This is a genomic window from Actinomycetospora soli (assembly GCF_021026295.1).
Lineage (GTDB): Bacteria > Actinomycetota > Actinomycetes > Mycobacteriales > Pseudonocardiaceae > Actinomycetospora > Actinomycetospora soli.
The window spans coordinates 12,240-36,098 of the sequence record NZ_JAJNDA010000025.1; the positions used below are offsets into that span (position 1 = coordinate 12,240).

General features: G+C 75.1%; 23 protein-coding genes. 2 read left to right on the top strand and 21 right to left on the bottom strand.

Annotated features, from left to right (window positions below):
- Positions 1 to 24: 24 nt before the first annotated feature.
- From LN037_RS27605 to LN037_RS27645, 9 genes are all read right to left on the bottom strand, one after another.
- Positions 25 to 1,533: a glutamate synthase subunit beta gene (locus LN037_RS27605; protein ID WP_230759529.1), complete on the bottom strand. Its 1,509-nt coding sequence runs from the start codon at positions 1,531 to 1,533 to the stop codon at positions 25 to 27.
- The gene (gltB, locus tag LN037_RS27610; protein ID WP_230759531.1) at positions 1,526 to 6,124 is read right to left on the bottom strand and encodes a glutamate synthase large subunit; all 4,599 of its coding nucleotides are present in this window, start codon (positions 6,122 to 6,124) and stop codon (positions 1,526 to 1,528) included. Before gltB ends, LN037_RS27605 begins: the two co-directional genes overlap by 8 nt.
- A 172-nt stretch (positions 6,125 to 6,296) precedes the next feature.
- Positions 6,297 to 7,415: a prolipoprotein diacylglyceryl transferase gene (gene lgt / locus LN037_RS27615; protein WP_230759533.1), complete on the bottom strand. Its 1,119-nt coding sequence runs from the start codon at positions 7,413 to 7,415 to the stop codon at positions 6,297 to 6,299.
- Between the two features lie 62 nt (positions 7,416 to 7,477).
- Positions 7,478 to 8,269 carry a tryptophan synthase subunit alpha gene (gene trpA / locus LN037_RS27620; RefSeq protein ID WP_230759604.1) on the bottom strand — a complete coding sequence of 264 codons (792 nt, stop codon included), beginning with the start codon at positions 8,267 to 8,269 and terminating at the stop codon, positions 7,478 to 7,480.
- A gap of 23 nt (positions 8,270 to 8,292) precedes the next feature.
- Complete coding sequence (gene trpB, locus LN037_RS27625; RefSeq protein WP_230759535.1) at positions 8,293 to 9,603, bottom strand: tryptophan synthase subunit beta; 1,311 nt, start codon at positions 9,601 to 9,603, stop codon at positions 8,293 to 8,295.
- Complete coding sequence (gene trpC, locus LN037_RS27630; RefSeq protein WP_230759537.1) at positions 9,603 to 10,412, bottom strand: indole-3-glycerol phosphate synthase TrpC; 810 nt, start codon at positions 10,410 to 10,412, stop codon at positions 9,603 to 9,605. The genes trpB and trpC overlap by 1 nt, the downstream gene beginning before the upstream one ends.
- Positions 10,413 to 10,506: 94 nt before the next feature.
- Positions 10,507 to 11,130 (bottom strand): Trp biosynthesis-associated membrane protein, encoded by a 624-nt coding sequence (locus LN037_RS27635; RefSeq protein WP_230759539.1) that lies wholly within the window; start codon positions 11,128 to 11,130, stop codon positions 10,507 to 10,509.
- Positions 11,127 to 12,704, bottom strand: a complete 1,578-nt coding sequence (locus tag LN037_RS27640; RefSeq protein WP_230759541.1) for an anthranilate synthase component I — start codon at positions 12,702 to 12,704, stop codon at positions 11,127 to 11,129. The genes LN037_RS27635 and LN037_RS27640 overlap by 4 nt, the downstream gene beginning before the upstream one ends.
- A gap of 23 nt (positions 12,705 to 12,727) precedes the next feature.
- Positions 12,728 to 13,690 carry a DMT family transporter gene (locus LN037_RS27645; protein WP_230759542.1) on the bottom strand — a complete coding sequence of 321 codons (963 nt, stop codon included), beginning with the start codon at positions 13,688 to 13,690 and terminating at the stop codon, positions 12,728 to 12,730.
- 72 nt (positions 13,691 to 13,762) lie between these two features.
- Here LN037_RS27645 and LN037_RS27650 point away from each other — a divergent pair, with 72 nt between their 5' ends.
- Positions 13,763 to 14,743, top strand: a complete 981-nt coding sequence (locus LN037_RS27650; protein ID WP_230759544.1) for a LysR family transcriptional regulator — start codon at positions 13,763 to 13,765, stop codon at positions 14,741 to 14,743.
- Here LN037_RS27650 and LN037_RS27655 read toward each other — a convergent pair.
- Both LN037_RS27655 and LN037_RS33915 read right to left on the bottom strand, forming a co-directional pair.
- Entirely contained in the window at positions 14,710 to 15,351 is a 642-nt protein-coding gene (locus tag LN037_RS27655) for a response regulator transcription factor (RefSeq protein ID WP_308286203.1), read from the bottom strand. The genes LN037_RS27650 and LN037_RS27655 overlap by 34 nt on opposite strands.
- The gene (locus tag LN037_RS33915; protein ID WP_230759545.1) at positions 15,348 to 16,514 is read right to left on the bottom strand and encodes a sensor histidine kinase; all 1,167 of its coding nucleotides are present in this window, start codon (positions 16,512 to 16,514) and stop codon (positions 15,348 to 15,350) included. Before LN037_RS33915 ends, LN037_RS27655 begins: the two co-directional genes overlap by 4 nt.
- 109 nt (positions 16,515 to 16,623) lie before the next feature.
- Here LN037_RS33915 and LN037_RS27665 point away from each other — a divergent pair, with 109 nt between their 5' ends.
- Positions 16,624 to 17,517 (top strand): hypothetical protein, encoded by an 894-nt coding sequence (locus tag LN037_RS27665; protein ID WP_230759547.1) that lies wholly within the window; start codon positions 16,624 to 16,626, stop codon positions 17,515 to 17,517.
- Here LN037_RS27665 and hisI read toward each other — a convergent pair.
- From hisI to hisB, 10 genes are all read right to left on the bottom strand, one after another.
- A complete protein-coding gene (gene hisI, locus LN037_RS27670; RefSeq protein WP_230759549.1) occupies positions 17,454 to 17,807 on the bottom strand; it encodes a phosphoribosyl-AMP cyclohydrolase in 354 nt (117 codons plus the stop codon). The genes LN037_RS27665 and hisI overlap by 64 nt on opposite strands.
- On the bottom strand, positions 17,804 to 18,577 hold the full coding sequence (gene hisF / locus LN037_RS27675; protein ID WP_230759550.1) for an imidazole glycerol phosphate synthase subunit HisF: 774 nt from the start codon (positions 18,575 to 18,577) through the stop codon (positions 17,804 to 17,806). The genes hisI and hisF overlap by 4 nt, the downstream gene beginning before the upstream one ends.
- A 9-nt stretch (positions 18,578 to 18,586) precedes the next feature.
- The gene (gene priA, locus LN037_RS27680; protein WP_230759552.1) at positions 18,587 to 19,330 is read right to left on the bottom strand and encodes a bifunctional 1-(5-phosphoribosyl)-5-((5-phosphoribosylamino)methylideneamino)imidazole-4-carboxamide isomerase/phosphoribosylanthranilate isomerase PriA; all 744 of its coding nucleotides are present in this window, start codon (positions 19,328 to 19,330) and stop codon (positions 18,587 to 18,589) included.
- 11 nt (positions 19,331 to 19,341) lie between these two features.
- Entirely contained in the window at positions 19,342 to 20,667 is a 1,326-nt protein-coding gene (locus tag LN037_RS27685; RefSeq protein ID WP_230759554.1) for an RNA polymerase sigma factor, read from the bottom strand.
- The gene (locus LN037_RS27690; RefSeq protein ID WP_230759556.1) at positions 20,664 to 21,098 is read right to left on the bottom strand and encodes a YciI family protein; all 435 of its coding nucleotides are present in this window, start codon (positions 21,096 to 21,098) and stop codon (positions 20,664 to 20,666) included. The genes LN037_RS27685 and LN037_RS27690 overlap by 4 nt, the downstream gene beginning before the upstream one ends.
- A gap of 21 nt (positions 21,099 to 21,119) precedes the next feature.
- Positions 21,120 to 21,566, bottom strand: coding sequence for a YciI family protein (locus LN037_RS27695; RefSeq protein WP_230759558.1), 447 nt, complete (start codon positions 21,564 to 21,566; stop codon positions 21,120 to 21,122).
- 98 nt (positions 21,567 to 21,664) lie between these two features.
- Complete coding sequence (gene hisH, locus LN037_RS27700; RefSeq protein WP_230759560.1) at positions 21,665 to 22,303, bottom strand: imidazole glycerol phosphate synthase subunit HisH; 639 nt, start codon at positions 22,301 to 22,303, stop codon at positions 21,665 to 21,667.
- A 23-nt stretch (positions 22,304 to 22,326) separates the two neighbouring features.
- Complete coding sequence (locus tag LN037_RS27705) at positions 22,327 to 22,998, bottom strand: class I SAM-dependent DNA methyltransferase (RefSeq protein WP_230759562.1); 672 nt, start codon at positions 22,996 to 22,998, stop codon at positions 22,327 to 22,329.
- A gap of 88 nt (positions 22,999 to 23,086) precedes the next feature.
- Positions 23,087 to 23,248 carry a CG2302 family histidine operon protein gene (locus LN037_RS27710; RefSeq protein ID WP_230759563.1) on the bottom strand — a complete coding sequence of 54 codons (162 nt, stop codon included), beginning with the start codon at positions 23,246 to 23,248 and terminating at the stop codon, positions 23,087 to 23,089.
- A complete protein-coding gene (hisB, locus tag LN037_RS27715; protein WP_230759565.1) occupies positions 23,245 to 23,853 on the bottom strand; it encodes an imidazoleglycerol-phosphate dehydratase HisB in 609 nt (202 codons plus the stop codon). The genes LN037_RS27710 and hisB overlap by 4 nt, the downstream gene beginning before the upstream one ends.
- Positions 23,854 to 23,859: the final 6 nt, after the last annotated feature.

Here is a 23,859-nt window from a genome sequence, read left to right on the forward strand (position 1 = left end):
GACCCGCCGTCGGGAACCCCGGTCTCAGACGCTGAGCGGCAGCGCGTTCGGGTGCACCGGGGCCGGCAGGTCGGTGCGCCCGTCCTCGGACAGGAACGCGTCGACCGCCGCCGCGGCCGAGCGGCCCTCGGCGATGGCCCACACGATCAGCGACGCCCCGCGGTGGGCGTCCCCGCACACGAACACCCCCGGCACGTCGGTCTGCCAGTCCGAGCCGCAGCCGATCGTGCCCTTGGGGGTGCGCTCGATCCCGAGCCCCGGGACGAGCGCCCGCTCGTCGGGCCCGGTGAAGCCGATGGAGAACAGCACGAGGTCGGCGGGGAGGGTGTGCACCTCCTCGGAGGTCGGCACCACCTCGCGACGGCCGTCCTCGGTCCGGCGCACCTCCACCGTCGACAGCTCGACCGCACGCACGTGCCCGCGGTCGTCCCCGAGGAAGCGCTTGACCGCGGAGGCGAACAGGCGCTCGCCGCCCTCCTCCAGCGCCGGCGGCGTCCGGTACATCACCGGCCACGTCGGCCACGGCGAGGTCGACTCGTCGCGGGTCTGCGGCGGCGCCGGGTACTGGTCGAGCTGGTGGACCGCGATCGCGCCCTGGCGGGTCGCGGTGCCGTAGCAGTCCGCCCCGGTGTCGCCGCCGCCGATGACGACGACGTTCTTGCCCCGGGCGTCGATCGGCGACGGCCCGTCGCCCTCGCACTCCCGGTTCGCGGGCGTCAGGTAGTCCATGGCCAGGTGGATGCCCTCGAGGTCGCGACCCTCGACAGTCCGGTCGTCCCGACCCTCCAGCGCTCCGACGGCCAGCACCACGGCGTCGTACTCGGCCCGGAGCCGATCCACCGGGAGCCCGTCCCCGCCGACCTCGCAGTTCACGACGAACCGCGTCCCCTCCGCCCGCATCTGCTCCAGGCGCCGGTCGAGCTCCCACTTCTCGAACTTGAACTCGGGGATGCCGTAGCGCATCAGCCCGCCGAGCCGGTCGTCGCGCTCGTACACCGTGACGTCGTGCCCGGCGCGGGTGAGCTGCTGGGCCGCGGCCAGCCCGGCCGGACCGGAGCCGACGACCGCGACCCGCCGGCCCGACGACTCCGCCGCCGGCTGCGGGGCGACGTGCCCGTCGCGCCACGCGACCTCGGCGATCGACCACTCGACCCGCTTGATGGTCACCGAGCCGGGCTGCTCGGTGATCGACAGGACGCAGGCCTCCTGGCACGGCGCGGGACAGAGGGCCCCGGTGAACTCCGGGAAGTTGTTCGTGGCGTGCAGCCGCTCGCTCGCGCGGCCCCACTCGCCGCGCCGGACGAAGTCGTTCCACTCCGGGATCAGGTTGCCCAGCGGGCAGCCGGCGGAGCCGGAGTGGCAGAACGGGATGCCGCAGTCCATGCACCGCGCCGCCTGCCGCCGGGTCTCCGCCTCGACCGCCGGGTCGGTGACGTCGGCGTAGAGCTCGTGCCAGTCGGTCCGACGTTCCTCGACCGGGCGCTTGGGGTTGTCCTCGCGGGGATAGGTGAGGAACCCGCGTGGGTCAGCCACCCGCCACCTCCATGATGACCTCGTTCGGGTCGCGACCCTCGGTCGCGGCGCGCTGCTCGGCGTCGAGCACGCGCTGGTAGTCGGTCGGCATCACCTTCGTGACGTGCCCGACCTGGTTCTCCCAGTCGTCGAGCAGACGGGCCGCCTTCGGCGAGCCGGTCAGCTCGAGGTGGCGCTCGACCACCCCCCGCAGCCAGGCGGCGTCCTCGCCGTCGAGGGGCAGCAGGTCGACCATCTCCTGGTTGACCCGGACCGCCGGCAGGTCGTGGACGAACGCGATGCCGCCGGACATCCCGGCGCCGAGGTTGCGCCCGGTGCTGCCGAGCACCACGACGCGGCCACCGGTCATGTACTCGCAGGCGTGGTCGCCCACGCCCTCGACGACGGCGAGCGCGCCGGAGTTGCGCACGCAGAACCGCTCCCCCACCTGCCCGCGCAGGAAGACCTCGCCCGACGTCGCGCCGTAGGCGATGACGTTGCCGGCGATGGTGTGCCGCTCGTCGTGATCGGAGTCGGGGGCCTCGGTGAACCGCGCCCCCTCGGGCGGGCGGACGATCACGCGGCCCCCGGAGAGGCCCTTGGCCACGTAGTCGTTGGCGTCGCCGACGAGGTCGAGCGTCACGCCCTGCGGCAGGAACGCGCCGAACGACTGCCCGGCCGAGCCCGTGAACCCCACGTGGATCGTGTCGTCGGGCAGGCCGTGCTTGCCGTAGCGCCGGGTGACCTCGGCGCCGAGCAGCGTGCCGACCGTCCGGTTGACGTTGCGCACCGGCATCTCGAGACGGACCGGGACGGCGTCGTCGAGCGCGCCCTCCGCGAGCTGGATCAGCGTGCGGTCCAGCGCCCGGTCCAGTCCGTGGTCCTGCGCCGTCGTCCGGCGGCGGTCGGTCGAGGCGCCCTCGGGGACGTCGGGCACCGTGAACAGCGGCGTCAGGTCGATCCCCTGGGCCTTCCAGTTGTCGACCGCCTCGCCGGCGTCGATCAGCTCGGAGTGGCCGACCGCCTCGTCGATGGTGCGGAAGCCGAGCTGCGCGAGGTACTCCCGCACCTCCTCGGCGATGAACCAGAAGAAGTTCTCGACGAACTCCGGCCTGCCCGTGTAGCGCTTGCGCAGCTCCGGGTTCTGCGTCGCGACGCCGACCGGGCAGGTGTCGAGGTGGCAGACCCGCATCATGATGCAGCCGTTGACCACCAGCGGCGCCGTCGAGAACCCGTACTCCTCGGCGCCGAGGAGCATCCCGACCATGACGTCGAAGCCGGTCTTCATCGCGCCGTCGACCTGGACCGAGATGCGGTCGCGCAGCCCGTTCAGCATGAGCGTCTGCTGGGTGTCGGCGAGCCCGATCTCCCACGGCGCACCGGCGTGCTTGAGGCTGGTCAGCGGCGCGGCGCCGGTGCCGCCGTCCCAGCCCGAGATGAGCACGACGTCGGCGTGGGCCTTGCTGACCCCGGCCGCGACGGTGCCGACGCCCACCGAGCTGACGAGTTTGACGTGGATCCGGGCCCGGTCGTTGGCGTTCTTCAGGTCGTGGATCAGCTGCTTGAGATCCTCGATCGAGTAGATGTCGTGGTGCGGCGGCGGCGAGATGAGCCCGACGCCCGGGGTCGAGTACCGGACCTCCGCGATCCACGGGTAGACCTTCTTGCCCGCGAGCTGGCCGCCCTCGCCGGGCTTCGCGCCCTGCGCCATCTTGATCTGGATGTCGTCGGCGTTGACGAGGTACTCGCTGGTCACCCCGAAACGCCCGGAGGCGACCTGCTTGATCGCCGAGCGCTTCGACGGGTCGACCAACCGGACCGGGTCCTCGCCGCCCTCCCCCGTGTTGGACTTGCCGCCGATGTTGTTCATCGCGATCGCGAGGTCGGTGTGCGCCTCGCCGGAGATCGAGCCGTAGCTCATCGCGCCGGTGGCGAACCGCCTGACGATCTCGGAGGCCGGCTCGACCTCGTCGAGGTCGATCGGGGTCCGGTCCTCGTAGCGCAGGCGGAACAGGCCGCGCAGCTGCCCGCCGCTGCGGGTCAGCCGGTCGACCTCGGCCGTGTACCGGCGGAACACGTCGCGCTGCTTCGTGCGCGTCGAGTGCTGCAGCAGGAACACCGTCTCGGGCGTGAACAGGTGCAGCTCGCCCTCGCGGCGGTAGGCGTACTCGCCGCCGACGTCGAGGCGGCGGTGCGCCCGCTCGGTCGGGTTCGACGGGTAGGCCGCGGCGTGCCGGGCGGCGACCTCGGTGGCGAGCACGTCGAGTCCGCCCCCGCCGAGCTTCGACGACGTGCCGTGGAAGTACTCGTCGAGGAACTCCTGGGACAGCCCGATGGCCTCGAAGACCTGCGCGGCGGTGTACCCGCTGACCGTCGAGATGCCCATCTTGGACATCACCTTGAGCACGCCCTTGACGCAGGCCTTCACGTAGTTCGCGATGGCCTGCTCGATCTCGAGGTCCTCGAGCCACCCCGAGGTGATCATGTCCTCGATCGACTCGAACGCGAGGTACGGGTTGATCGCCGCGGCGCCGTAGGAGAGCAGCAGCGCCATGTGGTGCACCTCGCGTGCGTCGCCGGCTTCGACGACGAGCGCGACCTGCGTCCGCTCGCGCGTGGCCACGAGGTGGTGGTGCACGGCCGAGACCAGCAGCAGCGACGGGATCGGGGCCCACCGGGCGTCGGAGTCGCGGTCGGAGAGCACCAGGATGCGCTTGCCGTCGGCGATGGCCTCGCTCGCCTGCCGGCGGACCCGGTCGAGGGCCGCCCGGAGCGCCGTCTCGCCGCCGTCGACCTCGTACAGCCCGGAGAGCACCGTGGCCGCGAAGCCGGGCATGTCCCCGTCCTGGTCGATGTGGATGAGCTTCGCGAGCTCGTCGTTGTCGATCACCGGGTACGGGAGGACGACCTGCCGGCAGCTGGCCGGTCCCGGGTGGAACAGGTTCTGCTCCGCCCCGATCGGCCGGGACATGCAGGTGACGAGCTCCTCGCGGATCGCGTCCAGCGGCGGGTTGGTCACCTGCGCGAACAGCTGGACGAAGTAGTCGAAGAGCAGCCGTGCCCGCCGCGACAACACGGCGGTGGGGGTGTCGGTGCCCATCGACCCGAGCGGCTCCGCGCCCGTCGTCGCCATCGGGGCGAGCAGGATCCGCAGGTCCTCCTCGGTGTACCCGAACGTCTGCTGGCGGCGGACGACCGACTCGTGGGTGTGCACCACGTGCTCGCGGTCGGGCAGCTCGTCGAGCCGCACCAGGCCCGCGTGCAGCCACTCGCCGTACGGCTCGGCGGCCGCGAGCTCGGACTTCAGCACGTCGTCGTCGACGATGCCGCCCCGCCGGGTGTCCACGAGGAACATGCGGCCCGGCCGCAGCCGCCCCTTCGCGACGACGTCGCCCGCGGGCACGTCGAGCACGCCCGACTCGCTCGCGAGCACCACGCGGCCGTCGGCGAGGTGCCACCAGCGGCAGGGCCGCAGGCCGTTGCGGTCGAGGGTCGCCCCGAGCTGCGTGCCGTCCGAGAACACGACCGCGGCCGGGCCGTCCCACGGCTCCATCAGGCTCGCGTGGAACTGGTAGAACGCCCGCTGGTCGGCGGGCATCTCGGCGTGGTTCTCCCACGCCTCGGGCATCATCATCATCACCGCGTGCGGCATCGACCGGCCGCCGAGCGTGAGCAGCTCGAGCACCTCGTCGAAGCTCGCCGAGTCCGACGTCCCCGGCGGACAGACCGGCATTGCCCGCTGCAGGTCGCCCGGGAACCGGTCGGTGCCGAGCAGCGCCTCCCGGGCCCGCATGCGGTTGCGGTTGCCGCGGATGGTGTTGATCTCGCCGTTGTGGGCCATCGTGCGGTACGGGTGCGCCAGCGGCCAGCTCGGGAAGGTGTTCGTCGAGAACCGGCTGTGCACCACCGCGACCGCGCTGAGCAGGCGCTCGTCGCGCAGGTCGGGGAAGAACAGCGGCAGCTGGTCGGTGGTCAGCATGCCCTTGTAGGTCACGGTGCGGCTCGACAGTGAGACCACGTACGTCCCGCAGCCCTGCTCGACCGACTCCCGTTCCGCCCGCTTGCGCACGATCCAGGCCACGCGGTCCAGCTCGACGCCGGCGAGCGTGCGGTCGGGGTGCGAGACCAGGACCTGGGCGAACCGCGGCATCACCGAGCGGGCCACCGACCCGACGTCGGCGCCCACCGGGTCGACCGGGGTGTCGCGCCAGGCCAGGACCTCGAGGCCCTCCTCGGCGGTGATCCGCTCGAGCAGGGCCATGGCCTTGGTGGCGCCGTCGTCGTCGGCGGGCAGGAAGACGAGCCCACAGGCGTACGTGTGCTCCTCCTGGCCCCCGTCGACCGAGGGCCGGGGGGCCGGGAGCTCCGCGTCGACGGTGGCGCGGAGGAGTTCGTCGGGGACGCCGAGCAGGATGCCCGCACCGTCCCCGCTGGTCGGCTCGCTGCCCGCGGCGCCGCGGTGGTCGAGGTTGTGCAGCACCTGCAGGGCGTCGGCGACGATGCCGTGGCTGCGCCGGCCGTGGACGTCCACGACGGCACCGACGCCGCAGGCGTCGTGTTCGAAGGCGGGGTCGTACAGGCCCTGAGGCCCGGGAACGGACGAGAACAGCACTGGGCGGGCCTCCTGGGCACCGGAACTCCGCGCCCGGAGATCCGCCGGGGATGGAGCCCCTCGGCGGTCGTCGCGAGCCGGATGACGAGGATCCGGGACGACGATGGCCCGGGGAGAGTCTAGCCCGCTGACCGGGCGACGGCGGGGCGTGCGGGCCCCGCGGGGGTCCTGCTCAGGACCCGTGCGCGGAGGACGGCGGGGCCGCGGAGGCCTCCTCCTCGGGCTGCGTGCCCTCGGGCTCGGCGTCCACGCCGGAGGGCTCGGCGGCACCGTGGTGGGTGTCGGTGTCGTCGCGGTCGGGGGCGGCGGCCTCGTCGCGGGACTGCCGCGCGGCGCGGGCGTCGTCGTTCTCGTCGTCCCTGGGAGTCACGGACCCGGGCGTACCCGCACCGACCCCCGTCGAACCGGTCGGCTCGTGCGGCTCGGGCGGTACGGAGCCGGAGAGGTCCTCGCGGGGCCCGCGTGCGAGGACGAGGTAGAGCAGCGCCGCGACGCACAGCACGGCGGCCACGATGACGTTGACCCGCACGCCCTCCACCCGCGTGAGCGCGGGGTCGGTGCGCAGCATCTCGATCCAGAAGCGGCCGAGCGTGTAGCCCGCCACGTAGAGCGCGAAGGCCCGGCCGCGGGCGAGGGTGAAGCGTCGGTCGGCCCAGATGACGAGCACCGCGACCGCGACGTTCCACAGCAGCTCGTAGAGGAACGTGGGCTGCACGATCTCGATCGGCGTGCGGTCGACCGCCACCCCCGCGAGGTTGTCCACCGCGCCCGTGCCCGGGTCGATCCGCCGGTAGATCTCGAGGCCCCACGGCAGCGTGGTGGGGGCGCCGTAGAGCTCCTGGTTGAAGTAGTTGCCGAGCCGGCCGATGGCCTGGGCGAGCACGATGCCGGGGGCCGCGGCGTCGGCGAACGCGGTGAGCGGCACGCCCCGGCGGCGGCACGCGATCCAGGCGCCGACCGCACCGAGCGCGATGGCGCCCCAGATGCCGAGCCCGCCGTTCCACACGTAGAGCGCCGCGACCGGGTCCCCGCCCGGGCCGAAGTAGGTCCGCCAGTCGGTGGCGAGGTGGTAGAGCCGCCCGCCGACCAGGCCGAACGGGACCGCCCACACCGCGACGTCGATGACGAACCCCGGCGCCCCGCCCCGCGCGACGAACCGGCGCTCGGTGAGCGAGACCGCCACGACGATCCCGGCGATGATGCACAGCGCGTAGGCGCGCAGCGGGATCGGACCGAGCTGCCAGACGCCCTGGGGCGGACTGGGGATGGTCAGGGGCAGCGAGGCGAGCACGCGCTCACGCTATCGGTCGCCCCCGACACCGTCCGTGAGGCGGGGGCCCGGTCGGCGGGGCCTCAGCGGCCGGTGTGGTTGCCGCGGACGCCCGCCGCGAGCTCCGTGGCCAGGCGGGCGACCGCCGCGCGCCCGTGCTCCGCGGCCGACACCAGCGCCGAGCCGACGATGACGCCGTCGGCGAACCGGGCGACCTCCCCCGCCTGGGCCCCGGAGCGCACGCCGAGGCCGACGCCGATCGGCAGGTCGGTGTGCCGGCGGGTGCGCTCGACGAGCGCCGGGGCCGTGTCGGACACCGCGTCCCGCGCCCCGGTGACGCCCATGGTGGACGCGGCGTAGACGAAGCCGGTCGTGGCCGCCGCGGTGGAGGCGAGACGCTGCTCGGTCGACGACGGGGCCACCAGGAACGTGCGGCCCAGGGCGTACCGGTCGGCGGCGTCGAGCCAGCCGGCGGCCTCGTCGGGCACGAGGTCCGGGGTGATCAGCCCGAGGCCACCCGCCGCCGCCAGGTCCCGCGCGAACGCCTCGACGCCGTAGCGCAGGATCGGGTTCCAGTACGTCATGACGACGGCCCGTCCCCCGCGCGCGGCGATCGACTCGACGACCTCGAGGGTGTCCCTGGTCCGCACGCCGCCGCGCAGGGCGGTCTCGACGGCGTGCTGGATGACCGGCCCGTCGAGCACCGGGTCGGAGTAGGGCAGGCCGACCTCGAGGAGGTCCGCGCCGGCGTCGAGCGTCTGGGCCAGCAGGCCCTTCGAGCCCGCCACGGTGGGGTAGCCGGTGGGCAGGTAGCCGATGAGCGCGGCCCGGTTCTCGGCCCGCGCGGTGGCGAAGACCTCGTCGAGGACGGTCAGCCCGGTGCGGGTGCCGGTGTCGCTCACAGCTCCCGCTCCCCCGCCGCGGCGTCGTCGGGCACCGGCTCGGTGGTGGGCAGGGCGGCCGGGTCGACCACCTCGAACCAGCGCGCGGCGGTCTCCACGTCCTTGTCGCCGCGGCCGGAGAGGTTCACCAGCAGCGTGGCGTCCGGGCCGAGCTCGCGTCCGAGGCGCAGGGCGCCGGCGATCGCGTGAGCGGTCTCGATGGCGGGGATGATGCCCTCGGTGCGGCACAGCAGCCGGAACGCGTCCATGGCCTCGGTGTCGGTGACCGGGACGTACTCGGCGCGCCCGATCTCGGCGAGGTAGGAGTGCTCCGGGCCGACGCCGGGGTAGTCGAGGCCGGCCGAGATCGAGTGCGACTCGACGGTCTGCCCGTCCTCGTCCTGCAGCACGTAGGTCAGCGCGCCGTGCAGGGCGCCCGGCGAGCCGCCGGTGATGGACGCGGCGTGCCGGCCGGTGTCGACCCCGTCGCCCGCGGCCTCGCACCCGACGAGGCGCACCGCCGTGTCGTCGAGGAACGGGTGGAAGATGCCGATCGCGTTCGACCCGCCGCCCACGCAGGCCAGCACCGCGTCCGGGAGGCGGCCGTGGCTCGCCAGCACCTGCGCGCGGGCCTCCAGCCCGATCACGCGGTGGAAGTCGCGCACCATCATCGGGAACGGGTGCGGGCCCGCGGCCGTCCCGAGCACGTAGTGCGTGTGCTCGACCGACGACACCCAGTCGCGGTAGGCCTCGTTCAGCGCGTCCTTCAGCGTGCGCGAGCCGGTGGTCACCGGGACGACCTCGGCCCCGAGCAGGCGCATCCGCGCCACGTTGAGGGCCTGGCGCTCGGTGTCGACCTCGCCCATGTAGACCACGCACTCGAGCCCCAGCAGGGCGGCGGCGGTGGCGGTGGCGACGCCGTGCTGGCCCGCGCCGGTCTCGGCGATCACGCGGGTCTTGCCCATGCGCACCGTGAGCAGGGCCTGCCCGAGCACGTTGTTGATCTTGTGCGAGCCGGTGTGGTTGAGGTCCTCGCGCTTGAGCAGGATCGTCGCCCCGCCCGCGTGCTCGGACAGCCGCCGGGCCTCGGTCACCGGGGACGGCCGGCCCGCGTAGTCGCGCTGCAGGCGGTCGAGCTCGGCGAGGAACGTCGGGTCCTGCCGGGCCTTGTCGTACTCGGCGGCGACCTCGTCGACCGCGGCGATCAGGGCCTCGGGCATGTAGCGCCCGCCGAAGCGGCCGAAGTGCCCGCCGACGTCGGGGTCGTGGTCGTGCCGGGTGAGCCCGTCGGAGGCGGTGGGGAGCCGCTGCGCTCCGTCCGCCGTCATCAGCGGGCGGGCTTCGGGCAGGCCGGGTGCGACCCGGCGGTGACCAGCTGCCGGACGGCGGCCCGCGGGTCCTCCGCGGTGGCCATCGACTCGCCGACGAGCACGGCGTCCGCGCCGAGGCCCGCGTAGGTCATCAGGTCGCCGGGACCGCGCACCCCGGACTCCGCGACCCGCAGCACCTCGCCGGGCAGGCCGGGCGCGAGCCGGCTGAACACCTCGCGGTCGACGTCGAGCGTCCTGAGGTTCCGGGCGTTGATCCCGACGAGCTTCGCGCCGGCCTGCAGCGCCATGTCCGCCTCGATCTCGTCGTGGATCTCGACGAGCGCGGTCATGCCCAGCGAGTGCACGCGGTCGACCAACGCGTCGAGGGCGTTCTGCTCGAGCACCGAGCACATCAGGAGCACGAGGTCGGCGCCGTGGGCCCGCGCCTCGTGGACCTGGTAGGTGCCGACCACGAAGTCCTTGCGCAGCACCGGGATGTCGACGGCGGCGCGCACCTCGTCGAGGTCGGTGAGCGAACCCTCGAAGTACCGCTGCTCGGTGAGCACGCTGATGATCCGGGCGCCGCCCTCGACGTACTGGCGGGCCAGCTTCGCCGGGTCGGGGATGTCGACCATGTGGCCGCGCGACGGGGACGCCCGCTTGACCTCGGCGATGACCCCGATGCCCTGCCCCTGCAGGGCCGCGAGCGCGTCCTTGGCCGGCGGCGCGGCCGCGGCGGCCGCCTTGACCTCGTCGAAGCCCACGGCGGCCTCGCGGGCGGCGAGGTCGGCCCGGACCCCCTCGAGGATCTGCTCCAGGACGCTCACGCGGGTGCTGCCCCCATCCTTCGGGCTCTCGATCGAGCCGTCCCCCCGCAGCTGCGGGGCGCCGGTTCCGGTCCCTGGCGAGTACACCGGGAGTTTAACTCCCGGTCCCACCGGTTCCGTCCGGCGCCCTCGGTGTCGGGCTCTCCGGACGCGCCGTGGGATCCTCGCCGGCGTCGAGCGCCGCCCACAGCGAACGGTCCTCGTCGTCGGCGTCCTGACGACGGGTCGGTGCACCGGGGGCGTCGTAGCGCGCCCCGAGCCGCGGCATGGCGGCCCCGCGCAGGGTCACGAGCAGCCCGACGCCGATCAGCAGGAGGCCGCCGAGCCCGCCGAGCAGCGGCCACACCACGGACGCCTCCACCCCGACGGCCCGGCCCGCCTGCCGGGCCGCGGCCGGCAGCGCGTCGGGCGGCGGGGCGGCGAGCCCGGACAGTGCGCGCAGCAGCGCCCACAGCCCGGCGATCCCGACGACCGCGCCCACCGCCCGTCGGCCCCATCCCGAGGTGGCGAGCAGGCCACCGATCGCGGCGAGCGCGAGCAGCGCCCAGGGCACGAGGACCGGTTCGGCGTCCGCCCCGGTCGCGGTGACCACCACCCGACCCCGCAGCGGGACGTCCCAGGTCGCGGTGAGCCAGGTGCCGCGGGAGGCGCCCCAGAGCGCCACGGCGGCGAGCAGCAGCCCGACGACCGCGACGCCCAGCAGGCGAGGCCCCCTCACGTCGCGCCCGTCCCGGGGACGGGCGTGCGCAGCGTGGCGGCCGTGGCGACCGCCGCGAGCACCGCCCGGGCCTTGTTGGAGGCCTCGGTGTCCTCGGCGACCGGGTCGGAGTCGGCGACGACCCCGCCGCCGGCCTGCACGTGGGCCACGCCGTCGCGCAGCAGACCAGTGCGGATGGCGATGGCGGTGTCGGCGTCCCCGGCGAAGTCGAGGTAGCCGACGATCCCGCCGTAGAGACCGCGGCGCGTGGGCTCCAGCTCCTCGATGATCTCCATGGCCTTCGGCTTGGGCGCCCCCGAGAGGGTGCCGGCCGGGAAACAGGCGGCCACCGCGTCGAACGCGCTGCGGTCCTCGCGCAGCCGGCCGCTGACGGTCGAGACCAGGTGCATGACGTGGCTGTAGCGCTCGATGTCGAAGAACCGGTGCACCTTCACGGTGCCCGGCACGCAGACCCGCCCGAGGTCGTTGCGGCCGAGGTCGACGAGCATGAGGTGCTCGGCGCGCTCCTTCTCGTCGGCGAGGAGGTCCTTCTCCAGCAGGATGTCCTCCTCGGCGTCGACACCGCGCCAGCGCGTGCCGGCGATCGGGTGCGTGGTCGCCACGCCGTCGCGCACCGTCACCAGCGCCTCGGGGCTCGACCCGACGATCTCGAACGGTCGGTCGGCGGCGTCGGTGAGCCGCAGCAGGTACATGTACGGGCTCGGGTTGGTGGCCCGCAGCACCCGGTAGACGTCGAGGGCGTCGGCCTCGGTGTCGGACTCGAAGCGCTGGCTGACCACCACCTGGAACGCGTCGCCCGCGCGGATCCGCTCCTTCGCCGTCTCCACCGCCGCGAGGTAGGCGTCGCGGTCGAACCGCCGGCGGACCTGCGGCGAGCGCCCGGCCGCCGGGTCGTACTGCGCCACCGTGGACGGCGCGGGGGCACCGAGCTCCGCGGTCATCCGGTCGAGCCGGGCCACCGCGTCGTCGTACGCCGCGTCCGCCCGCTCCGGGCTGTCGTCCCAGTTCACGGCGTTGGCGATGAGCGTGACGGTGCCCTCGTGGTGGTCGAGCGCCGCGAGGTCGGTGGCCAGCAGCATGACCAGCTCGGGGATCCGCAGGTCGTCCTCGGCGAGCTCGGGGATCCGCTCCAGGCGCCGGACGGCGTCGTACCCGACGTAGCCGACCAGCCCGCCGGTCAGCGGCGGCAGCCCCGGCAGCGGGTCGGTGCGCAGCCGCTCCAGGGTCTCGCGCAGGGCGTCGAGGGGGTTCTCGCCGGCGCCGGGCAGCCCGACCGGGGGCGTCCCGGTCCAGTGCGCGCGCCCGTCCCGCTCGGTGAGGGCGGCCGCGCTGCGGGCCCCGACGAAGGACCACCGCGACCACGACTCGCCGTTCGCCGCCGACTCGAGCAGGAACGTCCCGCTGCGGCGCCCGGCGAGCTTGCGGTACACCCCGAGCGGCGTCTCGTCGTCCGCGAGCAGGCGCCGCACCACCGGGATCACCCGGTGGTGCGCGGCGAGCTCGTGGAACCGCTCGCGGCTCGGCGAGACGGCGCCGAGCGTGGTCGGCGGGTCGGTGACGGACACGTCGCCCATTGTGGACGGGGGGTCCGACACCCTCAGGCGGCGGCCTCCTCCGGGGCCGGCTCGGCCCGGCGCCGCACGGCGATCGCCACCGCCCCGATCACCACCGCGCAGCCCACCAGCTGCCACGCCGTCGGGAACTGGCCGAGCACCGCCATGCCGAGCAGCACGGCCCCGACCGGCTGGAGCAGCAGGATCGACGCCCCGGTCGACGACGGCAGTGCCGCCATCCCGCCCGCGATCAGCACCCAGCCGATCGACTGCCCGACGACCGCGAGCAGCGCCAGCCACGCGATCGCGGTCCAGCCCGGCGTCAGGTCGACGCCCTCCCACAGCGAGCCGAGCGCGAACGAGCTGACGGCCGCCGCGACGGTGGCGAGCGTGACCGGTGCCGCCTTCTCCCCGGGCGCCGCGCCGAGGCGCAGGAAGAGCAGGTAGCCGGCGTAGGCGAAGGCCGCGAGCAGGGCGAGCACCGTGCCCAGCACCGGGTCCGGGGCGGTGGTCGGGTCGCTGTCGACCAGTCCGCCCGCGAGGGCGACGCCGACGAGCATCACCGGCACCGTGAGCAGGAACGACAGCCGCACCCGCTCGCCGAGCACCAGGAACGCGAGCAGCGGGAGGATCACCACCTGGGCGTTGACCAGCACCGTCGACACCCCGGCCCCGACCGCGTGGATCGCCCCGGTCCACAGCGTCATGTCGACGCCGAGCAGCAGGCCGCCCACGACGACGAGCCAGGGAGAACCGAGCCGACCGGGCCCGAGTCCCGCCTGCTGCGCCCGGCGCGTCCGGCGGCGCTCGAGCAGCGCGATCGGGATCAGCACCGGCAGCGCGAGCAGGCACCGGAAGACCGTGGCGGTCCCCGGGGAGGTGCCCGAGAGCGCGATGAGGATCGGCGACAGCGCGATGCAGAGGCTGCCGACCACGGCCATGAGGCGGGGGTCGACGGACCGGCGGGCGGTGGGAGCGGAGGTCGCGAGCATGTCGGGGACGGCCACGTGTCCAGCCTGCGTGGGGGCACTGTTCAGGACCAGCGACTTCTCCTGGCCGGGAACCGTAAGCTCCACTGCATGTTCGGGATCGCGCGCCTGCAGGCCCTGCACGCGGTCGCGACGCACCGCACCGTCGGGCGGGCGGCGACCGCGCTCCACCTCACGCCGTCGGCGGTGTCCCAGCAGCTCGCGACCCTGGAGCGGGAGGCGGGCACCCGGCTCACCGAGCCGGCGGGCCGCGGCATCCGGCTGACGCCGGCGGGCCTCGTGCTCGCCGAGCACGCGGCGGCCCTCCTGGAACGGATGGCGGCGGCGCGGCGGGACCTCGACCGGCTCGACGACGAGGTCGTCGGCCCGCTGCGGATCGGCGCGATCCCGACCTCGGCGCACGCCCTCGCGCCCGCGACGCTGGCGCGGCTGCGGGTCGCGCACCCCGACCTCACGGTCCTGCTCGACGACGGCGAGGCCGAGGAGACGATGCCCGCGCTGCTGGCGGGCGACCTCGACCTCGCGGTCGTCGAGAACTGGGAGGGGCTGCCGTCGCCGTCGCCGCCGGGGACCGCCCGCACCCAGCTCTGCGACGACGTGCTCGACCTCGCGCTCCCCCGCGAGCACCCGCTCGCGTCCGCCGGGCACGTGGCACTGGCCGACCTCGCGGGAGCGGGCCTGGAGTGGGTGGCCGACACCCGCAGCTCCCGGGCGCACGACTGGCTGCTCGACACCCTGCGCCGCGCCGGGGTGGAGCCCCGGGTGACGAGCCGGGTGTGCGGCTTCGCCATCCACCTCGAGCTCGTCGCCGGCGCCGGGCTCGCCGCGATGGTGCCCCGCCTCGCCCGCCCGCCCCTCCCCGCCGGGGTCCGCATGCTGACGACGAGCCCGGTGCTCGCCCGCACCGTCGACGCCGTGTGGCGCTCCGACCGCGAGACCCCCGCGGTGCGCGCGGCGGTCACGGCGCTGCGCGCCACCGCCGCGGCCCGCATCCCGCCGCACGACGTGCCGCCGGACCGGCGGCCGGACCAGCGGCCTCACTCCCCCGGCACGACGAACCCCGACTCGTAGGCCAGCACCACCGCCTGGGTCCGGTCCCGGGCGCCCAGCTTGCCGAGCACGGCCGCCACGTGGGTCTTCACGGTCTCGGTCCCGACGACGAGCGCGGCCGCGATCTCCGCGTTGGTCGCGCCCCGGGCCAGGTGGCGCAGGACCTCGGTCTCGCGGTCGGTGAGCGCCGGCAACGTCGGACGCGCCGCGGGGGCCCGGCGGCGGGCGAGGTCGCGGACGGCCTCGGGGAACAGCAGCGTGTCGCCGAGCGCCACGGTGCGGACCGCCGCCACGATCTCGGCGGGCCGGGCCCGCTTGACCAGGAACCCCGCAGCGCCCGCCCGGAGCGCCTCGTACACGGCCTCCTCCTGCCCGAACGTCGTGAGCACCAGGACCCGCGGCGGGTCGGCCAGGGACTCGACGAGGTGCCGCGTGGCGGTCAGGCCGTCGACCCGCGGCATCCGCACGTCCATGAGCACCACGTCCACCGCGTGCCGACCCACGAGCGAGGTCACCTCGACCCCGTCGCCGGTCTCCGCGACCACCTCCAGGTCGGGCTCCGCCTCGAGGATCATGCGCAGGCCGGCCCGCACCAGCTCGTCGTCGTCCACGAGCAGCAGCCGGGTCACGGGCCCTCCCCGGGCAGCTCGGCGTGCAGCGTCCACGACCCGTCGGCCGGACCCGAGCGGAGCCGGCCCCCGACGGCCTCGACCCGGTCGCGCAGACCCTCCAGCCCGTGACCGCGCCGCGTCGCGCTCCCGGCGACCCCGGCCGGGTTGGTGACCGTGACGACGCTGCCGGTCGGCCCCGCGCGCACGACCACCTCGACCGGCCCGGTCCCGCCGTGCCGCACGGCGTTCGTCAGGCCCTCCCGCACCACGCGGCGTGCCTCGGGTCCCGGCTCGCCCTCGAGCACGAGGTGCACCTCCCGCCCCGTGGCGCGGATGCCCTCGACGAGCGACGGCACGTCGCCGGGATCACCGAACCCGCCGGGGTCGGCGCCCTCGGGGTCGCGGAGGAGCGTGAGCACCCGGTCCAGCTCGTCCACCGCGGCCCGGCCGCGGTCCTCGATGGCGGCGAGCGCGCGGCGGGCCGCCTCCGGGTCGGCGTCGAGGACCCGTCCGGCCGCCCCGGCCTGCAGCGTCATCGCGGTGAGCGTGTGGCCCAGGTGGTCGTGCAGCTCCCCGGCGAGCCGGGCGCGCCACGCCAGCCGCCCGGCCCGGGCGCGCTCCGCGGCGAGGGCCTCCGCGGGCGTCGGCCCGAGCAGGCGGGGCGCGAGCCCGGCGAGGCCGGACCCGAGCCCCGTCACGACGAGCACCACGAGGGCGAGGCCGACGAGCGCGACGAGCGGCCCCAGCAGCATCGCGGCTCCGCGCGGGGCCCACACCTCGCCGCCCACCCGCAGCGTCCCGCCGGTCAGCGGCAGCACCGCGAACCCCACGGCCTGCGGCACGAGCACCAGCACCGCGAGCACCGCGACCGCGCCCGCCAGCGCCGTGATCGCGAACCACGCGGCGGCGCGGACGCGTGCGTCGCGCGGGGCCGGCCCGGGGCCCGCGTCGGGGAGGTCCACCCCGAGCAGGGTGCGCACGACCACGATCGCGAGCGGGCGCACGACCGGCAGCAGCGCGACGCCCAGCCCGCCGGCGACCGCGAGCAGGCCGAGCACGCCGACGACGAGACCGGGCCCGCTGCCGAGCGTCCGCTCGAACAGCCACACCAGCCCGGCGTAGGGCAGCGCCAGCGCACCACCGAACGCCAGGTGGGCGGCACGACCGACGAGGACCCTCACGGCGGTGATCGTCACACGGGCGGCGGACGGTCTCCTCCCCTGCGCGAGGGAGACCGGTCCCCCCGCGCGCGGGAGCCGCCGGCGACCGCCGCCGGGCACCGTTCCCGGTATGCGAACCGCGCTCGCCACGCTCGTCGTCGTCGCCACGCTCCCGTACCTCGTGCTCAAGGCGCTGTGGCTCACCGGGCACGCGGTCGGTGTCCCGGACCCGGCCTTCCTCGCCTCCCCCGGCCTGCACGCGGCCAACCTCGTCACCGCAGGGATGGACGCGGTCGCGATCCTGCTCGCCGTGGTCCTCGCGTCGGGGACGCGCCGTCCCCCGGCCTGGTCGGTGCTCCTGCCGGGCTGGGTCGGGGCCGGGTTCCTCGTCCCGATCGTGCTGACCACCGCGCCCGGACTGCTGCTCGACGGCGGGGTCGCCGGCGGCCCGGAGCCGCTGGCCCCGTGGGTGAAGCCCCTCGTCCACGTCGGCTTCACGCTGCAGGGCATCGGGCTGGTCGGTCTGTTCGCCGGGTACGCGTGGCGGCGCTGGGCGCCGACCGCGGGACGGGTCGCACTCCCCTGGGCGCGCACGGTGGTCCGGCTCGCGGCCGTCGGGGCGGCGGGGTTCGCGGGCGTCCAGGTCGCCCAGGCCGCGGGCCTCGTCCCCGACGGCGGCCCCTGGAGCGCCTCGGCCGCGCTGGCGGCGGTCGTGAAGGCGGCCCTGGCGGTCGGCGGCGTGGTCGGCGCCCACGAGGTCACCGCGGGCCGCGGTCGCCGCGGGCACCTCGTCGCCGCGGCCGCCGGCTCGGCGTCGATGTTCTCGTGGGGTCTCTACGGCACCGTGATGACGGCGGGCGGCACCGTCTTCGCCGCCTCGTCCCCGGTGTCCGGCCTGGCCGCGCTCGTGGCCCTGCTGACCGGCCTCGTCCTCGGCCTGGCCGTGCTGGGCGCGGTCGCTCAGCCCGCGGTGTCGGAGGTGAGCAGCACGTCGGCGTCGAAGCAGGTGCGGTCACCGGTGTGACACGCCGCGCCCTGCTGGTCGACCAGGACCAGCAGGGTGTCGCCGTCGCAGTCCAGCCGCACCTCGTGGACCGCCTGGGTGTGCCCGCTCGTGGCGCCCTTGATCCACAGCTCCTGACGGGAGCGGGACCAGTAGGTCGCCTCGCGGGTCTCGAGCGTCCGCGCGAGCGCCTCGTCCGACATCCACGCGACCATGAGGACCTCGCGGGTGTCGTACTGCTGCACCACCGCGCACACCAGGCCGTCGGCGTTCCAGCGGACCCGGGCACCCAGCTCCGGCGCCACCGTCATCGGACCTCCACCCCGGACTCCCGCAGGGCGTCCTTGACCTCGCCGATCCGCATCATGCCGAAGTGGAACACGCTCGCCGCGAGCACCGCGTCCGCGCCCGCCTCCACCGCGGGCGCGAAGTGCTCGACGGCCCCGGCGCCCCCGGAGGCGATCACCGGGACGTCGACGAGCGACCGCACGCGGCGCAGCATCTCCAGGTCGAACCCGTTCTTGGTCCCGTCCGCGTCCATCGAGTTCAGCAGGATCTCCCCGACGCCGAGCTCGGCGCCGCGCTGCGCCCACTCCAGCGCGTCGATCCCGGTGCCGCGCCGCCCGCCGTGGGTCGTGACCTCGAACCCGGAGGGCGTCGGCTGCCCGTCGGCCGGCACCCGCCGGGCGTCGACCGAGAGCACGATGCACTGCGAGCCGAACCGGCGGCTGGACTCGCCGAGGAACTCGGGACGGGCGATCGCGGCGGTGTTGATGCCGACCTTGTCCGCGCCCGCCCGCAGCAGCTTGTCGATGTCCTCGTTCGTCCGCACCCCGCCGCCGACGGTCAGCGGGATGAACACCTGCTCGGCCGTGCGGCGCACGACGTCGTAGGTCGTCTCCCGCTCCCCCGACGAGGCGCTCACGTCGAGGAAGGTCAGCTCGTCGGCGCCCTCGGCGTCGTAGAGCCGCGCCATCTCCACCGGGTCCCCGGCGTCACGCAGGTCGACGAAGTTCACGCCCTTGACCACGCGCCCGGCGTCGACGTCCAGGCACGGGATCACACGGACGGCCACACCCATGCGATCAGCCTACTGAGCGGGCCGCGCGGCGGCGTCGAGCGCTTCGGGCAGCGTGAACGCGCCCGCGTAGAGGGCCTTGCCGATGATCGCGCCCTCCACCCCCTGCGGCGCGAGGGCCGCGAGCGCGCGCACGTCGTCGAGGGTCGCGACGCCGCCGCTCGCGACGACCGGCGCCTCGGTCCGGGCGCACACCGCGGCAAGGAGGTCGGTGTTCGGGCCGGTCAGCGTGCCGTCGCGGCCGACGTCGGTGACGACGTAGCGGGCGCACCCCTCGGCGTCGAGCCGCGCCAGGACGTCCCACAGGTCGCCGCCGTCGGACACCCACCCGCGGGCCGCGAGCCGGTGCTCGCCGTCACGGATCTTGACGTCGAGCCCGACCGCCACCCGGTCGCCGAACTCCGCGATGGCCTTGGCGCACCACTCCGGGTCCTCGAGGGCGGCGGTGCCGATGTTGACGCGGGCGCACCCGGTGTCGAGGGCGCGACGCAGCGACTCGTCGTCCCGGATGCCGCCGGAGAGCTCGACCTTGACGGGCACCTGCGCGACCAGGCCCGCCAGCAGTTCGGCGTTGGACCCGCGCCGGAAGGCGGCGTCGAGGTCGACGAGGTGGATCCACTCGGCGCCGTCGTCGACCCAACCCCGGGCCGCGTCGAGGGGGTCGCCGTAACCGGTCTCGGTGCCCGCCTCGCCCTGGACGAGTCGGACGGCCTGGCCGTCGACGACGTCGACGGCGGGCAGCAGGTCGAAGCTCACGGTGCGTGATCCTAGGAGCCGGGGTCGGCCCGCTCCGCGACCACCTGCGCGGACGACTCCCGCAGGTCCTCCAGCCGCCGCCGCAGCAGCGCCCGCTCGGCCTCGTTCGACGCGAGCGTGGCGGCCCGCTCGAGGTCGGCGGCCGCCTCGGCGGGCCGGTCGAGCTGCGTGAGCAGCTCCGCGCGCACGGCCGGCAGGAGGTGGTAGCGGGCGAGGGCCGGTTCGTCGCGCAGGCCGTCGACGATCGCGAGGGCCGCGGCCGGACCGGAGGCCCGACCCACGACGACGGCGCGGTTGAGCTCCACGACCGGCGACGGCGCCACCGCCGCGAGCTGCCCGTAGAGCTCGGCGAGCCGGGCCCAGTCGGTGGTCTCGACGCTGCCCGCACGGGCGTGCTCGGCCGCGATCGCCGCCTGGAGCGTGTAGGGGTCGGCACCGCCGAGGCCACGGGCACGGTCGAGGCCGGCGAGCCCGCGGCGGACGAGCAGCCGGTCCCAGCGGCCCCGGTCCTGGTCGGCGAGCAGCACCGGCCGTCCGTCCGGGCCGGTCCGGGCCCGTAGCCGGGAGGCCTGCAGCTCCATCAGCGCGAGCAGCCCGTGCACCTCCGCGCGGTCGGGCAGCAGCGCCGCGAGCCGGCGACCGAGGCGCATCGCCTCGTCGCACAGGTCGTGGCGCATCCAGTCGGCGCCCGCCGTGGCGGTGTACCCCTCGTTGAACACGAGGTAGACCACCTCGAGCACGGCCCCGAGCCGGCCGGGGAGCTCCTCGGCCGACGGGATCTCCAGCTCCACGCCCCGGGCCGAGAGCCGCTTCTTGGCCCGCGAGATGCGCTGGCCGACCGTCGTCGACGCGACCAGCAGGCCCCGGGCGATCTCGTCGGTGGTCAGGCCGCCGAACAGCCGCAGCGTGAGCGCCACCCGGGACTCGCGCGCGAGGACGGGGTGGCACGTGGCGAACAGGAGGGCGAGGACGTCGTCGCCGACCGTGCGGGTGGGGTCGGCGACGACGTCGGCCGCGTCGGGTGCGACCCGGCCGGACTCGGCGCGGCCCACCTCCTCGGCCTTGCGCGCGAAGGTCTGCTCCCGACGGATCGTGTCGATCGCCCGCCGCCGGGCCGTGGCCGCCAGCCAGGCACCCGGGTTGTCCGGCACGCCCTCGGCGGGCCACTGCTCGAGCGCCGCCACCAGGGCGTCGTGCGCCAGTTCCTCGGCGAGGCCGACGTCGCGCACCACCCGCGCGACCCCCGCCACGATCCGGGCCGACTCCGCCCGCCACACGGCGTCGAGGACGGCGAACGGGTCGCGCGGGCGGGGCCGGGCGGGGGTCGGGGTCGTCATGACCCGTGCTGGTCGGCCACCTGGGTACGCATCCGCTCCTCGGCCTCCATCACCTCGTCGGGCGCGACCCCGGCGAAGTCCTCGGGGTCGAACACGCGGCGGATCTGGACGCGCTCGCCGTGGCGGAACGGGGCGCGGCGCGCCCAGCCGACGGCCTCGTCGAGGGAGTCGACCCGCAGGATCCAGAACCCGCCGATCAGCTCCTTGATCTCGGTGAACGGCCCGTCGGTGACGGTGGGTTCCTCGCCGTCGCCCTCGCCGAAGGCGACGATCGCACCCTGGGAGCTGGGCGCGAGCCCCTCACCCGCGAGCAGGACGCCCGCGTCGACCATCGCCTGGTTGAACCGCCCCATCTCCTCGAAGATCTCCGGCTCGGGCGGGCGTCCGGCCGCTGCGGCCTCGTCGTAGGTCAGGACCAGCATGAAACGCATGGCGGCATCCTCCCCGGTCCGTCAACGGGCGTTGCGCTCGGCGATCCGCGACCGCAGCGCGGCCTCGGCGTCGATCACCTCGGCGGGCGCGATGCCCTCGAACTCGCGGAAGTCGGGCACGCGCCGGACCTCCAGGCGCACGCCGGGGCCGATCGGGCACCGCCGCGCCCACTGCTCGGCCTCCGCCCGGGTCGCGACGTCGAGGATCCAGAAGCCCGCGATCAGCTCCTTGGCCTCGGTGAACGGGCCGTCGGTGACGGTGGCCGCCTCGGAGGCCGGGTCGTCCTTGGTGACGACGAAGCCCTCGGCGCTCGGCGCGAGGCCCTCGGCCGCGAGCAGCACCCCGGCCTCGACGAGGTCGGTGTTGTAGCGGCCCATCAGCTCGAAGGCCTCGGTCGCGTCGAGCGGTGCGTCCGGCTCCCCGATCGCCATCGACTCGGGGGCGGACATGATCAGCATGTAGCGCATCGGGTGCTCCTCGGTGCTCGGCGGCCGGGTCCGTCCCGGCCCGCACCCCCACGTCGAACGGGCGGACCGACCTTCGACACCCGCCGTCGGGACAATCCCTAGAGCACCGCGAGCCAGTTCTCCAGCAGCCGGCGGCCCGCGTCGCCGGACTTCTCGGGGTGGAACTGCGTCGCCCACAGCGGCCCGTTCTCCACGGCCGCGACGAAGTCCTCGCCGTGGTGGGCCCACGTGACCTTCGGCGGCGTGAACGGCTCGACCGGCTCCATCTCCCAGCGCCGCGCGGCGAACGAGTGCACGAAGTAGAAGCGCTCGTCGGCGGGCATGCCGGCGAAGAGCTGCGAGTCGGCGGGCGCGGTGACGGTGTTCCACCCCATGTGCGGGAGGACGTCGGCGTGCAGCTTCTCGATCGTGCCGGGCCACTGACCGGCGCCTGCGGCCTCCTCGCCGAACTCCACGCCGCGCTCGAAGAGCACCTGCATCCCCACGCAGATCCCGAGCACGGGGCGGCCCCCGGCGAGGCGCTGCTCGAGGATCCGCTCGCCCCCGACCGCGCGGAGGCCCGCCGCGCAGGCGGCGAAGGCGCCGACCCCGGGGACGACGAGGCCGTCGCTGTCGATCGCCGCCCGGGAGTCCGCCGTGACCTCCACCTTCGCGCCGGCCCGTTCGAGGGCCCGCTCGGCGGAGCGCAGGTTGCCCGACCCGTAGTCCAGGACGACGACGTGGGGTGGAGTCGACATGTCCCCAGACTATCGGGGCCGGGTCACCAGCCCGGTCCGGTCGTGGGGGCCGAGGCCGCCATCACCTCGAGGACCGCCACGACGTGGCGGGCGCCCGTGGACGGGTGCAGCGGGTGCTCGTCGGTCTCCAGCACGCGCGCGATCCGGCGGGTGGTGAGCCGGCGGACATGGTGCTCGACCTCGGCCCAGCCGTCGGTGCCGACGGTCAGCACGATGTGCCCGCCGCGATGGACCACCCGGGCGAACTCCACGAGGGCCGAGGGCGGCAGGTGGCCGGGCCCCAGGGCGTTCACGCACGTCACGACGCCGAACTTGTCGGGGGCCCCGGGCAGGCGCTGGGTGAGGTCGGCGGGCCCGAGGTCGTGGTAGACCCGCCGGTGCCGGGCGTGGGCGATCATGCGCGGCGAGATGTCGAGCCCGTCGACCGAGGTGAAGCCGTGGCGCGCGAGCGCCCCCCCGACGAGCCCGGTGCCGCAGGCCGCGTCGAGGACGTCGCTCTCCGGCTCGTCGAGCCGCGCCACGACGTCGGCGACGATGCCGGGCAGCGGGTAGTCGTCGCCGTGCGCGCCCGCCAGGTCCTCGTCGTAGGTCGGCGCCCACTCGTCGTAGACGTCGCGCACCTCGGACGGGTCCGTGGCCGCGTGCACCCGGGCCTCGAACTCGTCGGCCTTCCCGCCGCCGTGCTGCGTCTCCATCGTCACCACCCCGCCTCGCATCCCGGTCCTGGTTCCCCGGGGGCGGGAGTTCAACCGCGCGCGGTCGGGCGTCACCCGGGAAGTCGGGTCACACCAGCCGCAGGACGGCCGCGACCGCGGCGACGACGGCGAGCACCGCGAGGACCCCGGCCGGGAGCCACCGGCGCTCGCGGCCGAAGCTGATCACGCCGCCGATCAGGAACCCGGCGAGCAGGAGCAGCCCGAGGGCGAGGAGCTGGGCCCCGCTCACGTCTCGAGCACGCCCTTCGTCGAGGCGGTGCCCCCGCCGAGGCGGGCGTCGGGCTCGGTGGCCGCCCGCAGCGCCCGCGCGATCGCCTTGTACTCGGCCTCGGTGATGTGGTGCGGGTCCCGCCCGCCGGTGACCCGCACGTGCAGGGCGATGCCGGCGTGGAAGGCGATCGACTCGAAGACGTGCCGGTTGAGCACCGTCGGGTAGTTGGTGCCCACGACGAAGCCGGTCATCATCTCCGGCTCGCCCGTGTGCACGCAGTACGGGCGGCCGGAGACGTCGACGACGGCCTGGGCGAGCGCCTCGTCCATCGGGATCCAGGCGTCGCCGAAGCGGCGGATGCCGGACTTGTCGCCGAGGGCCTGCCGCAGCGCCTGCCCGAGGACGATGGCGACGTCCTCCACGGTGTGGTGGGCGTCGATCTCGACGTCGCCGGTCGCGCGCACCACGAGGTCGAAGCTGGAGTGCTTGCCGAGCGCGTCGAGCATGTGGTCGAAGAACGGCACCCCGGTGGCGACCTCGGTGCGCCCCGTCCCGTCGAGGTCGATCTCGACGAGGACGCTCGACTCCTTGGTCACGCGCTCCACGCGCCCGGTGCGGCTCATGCCTCC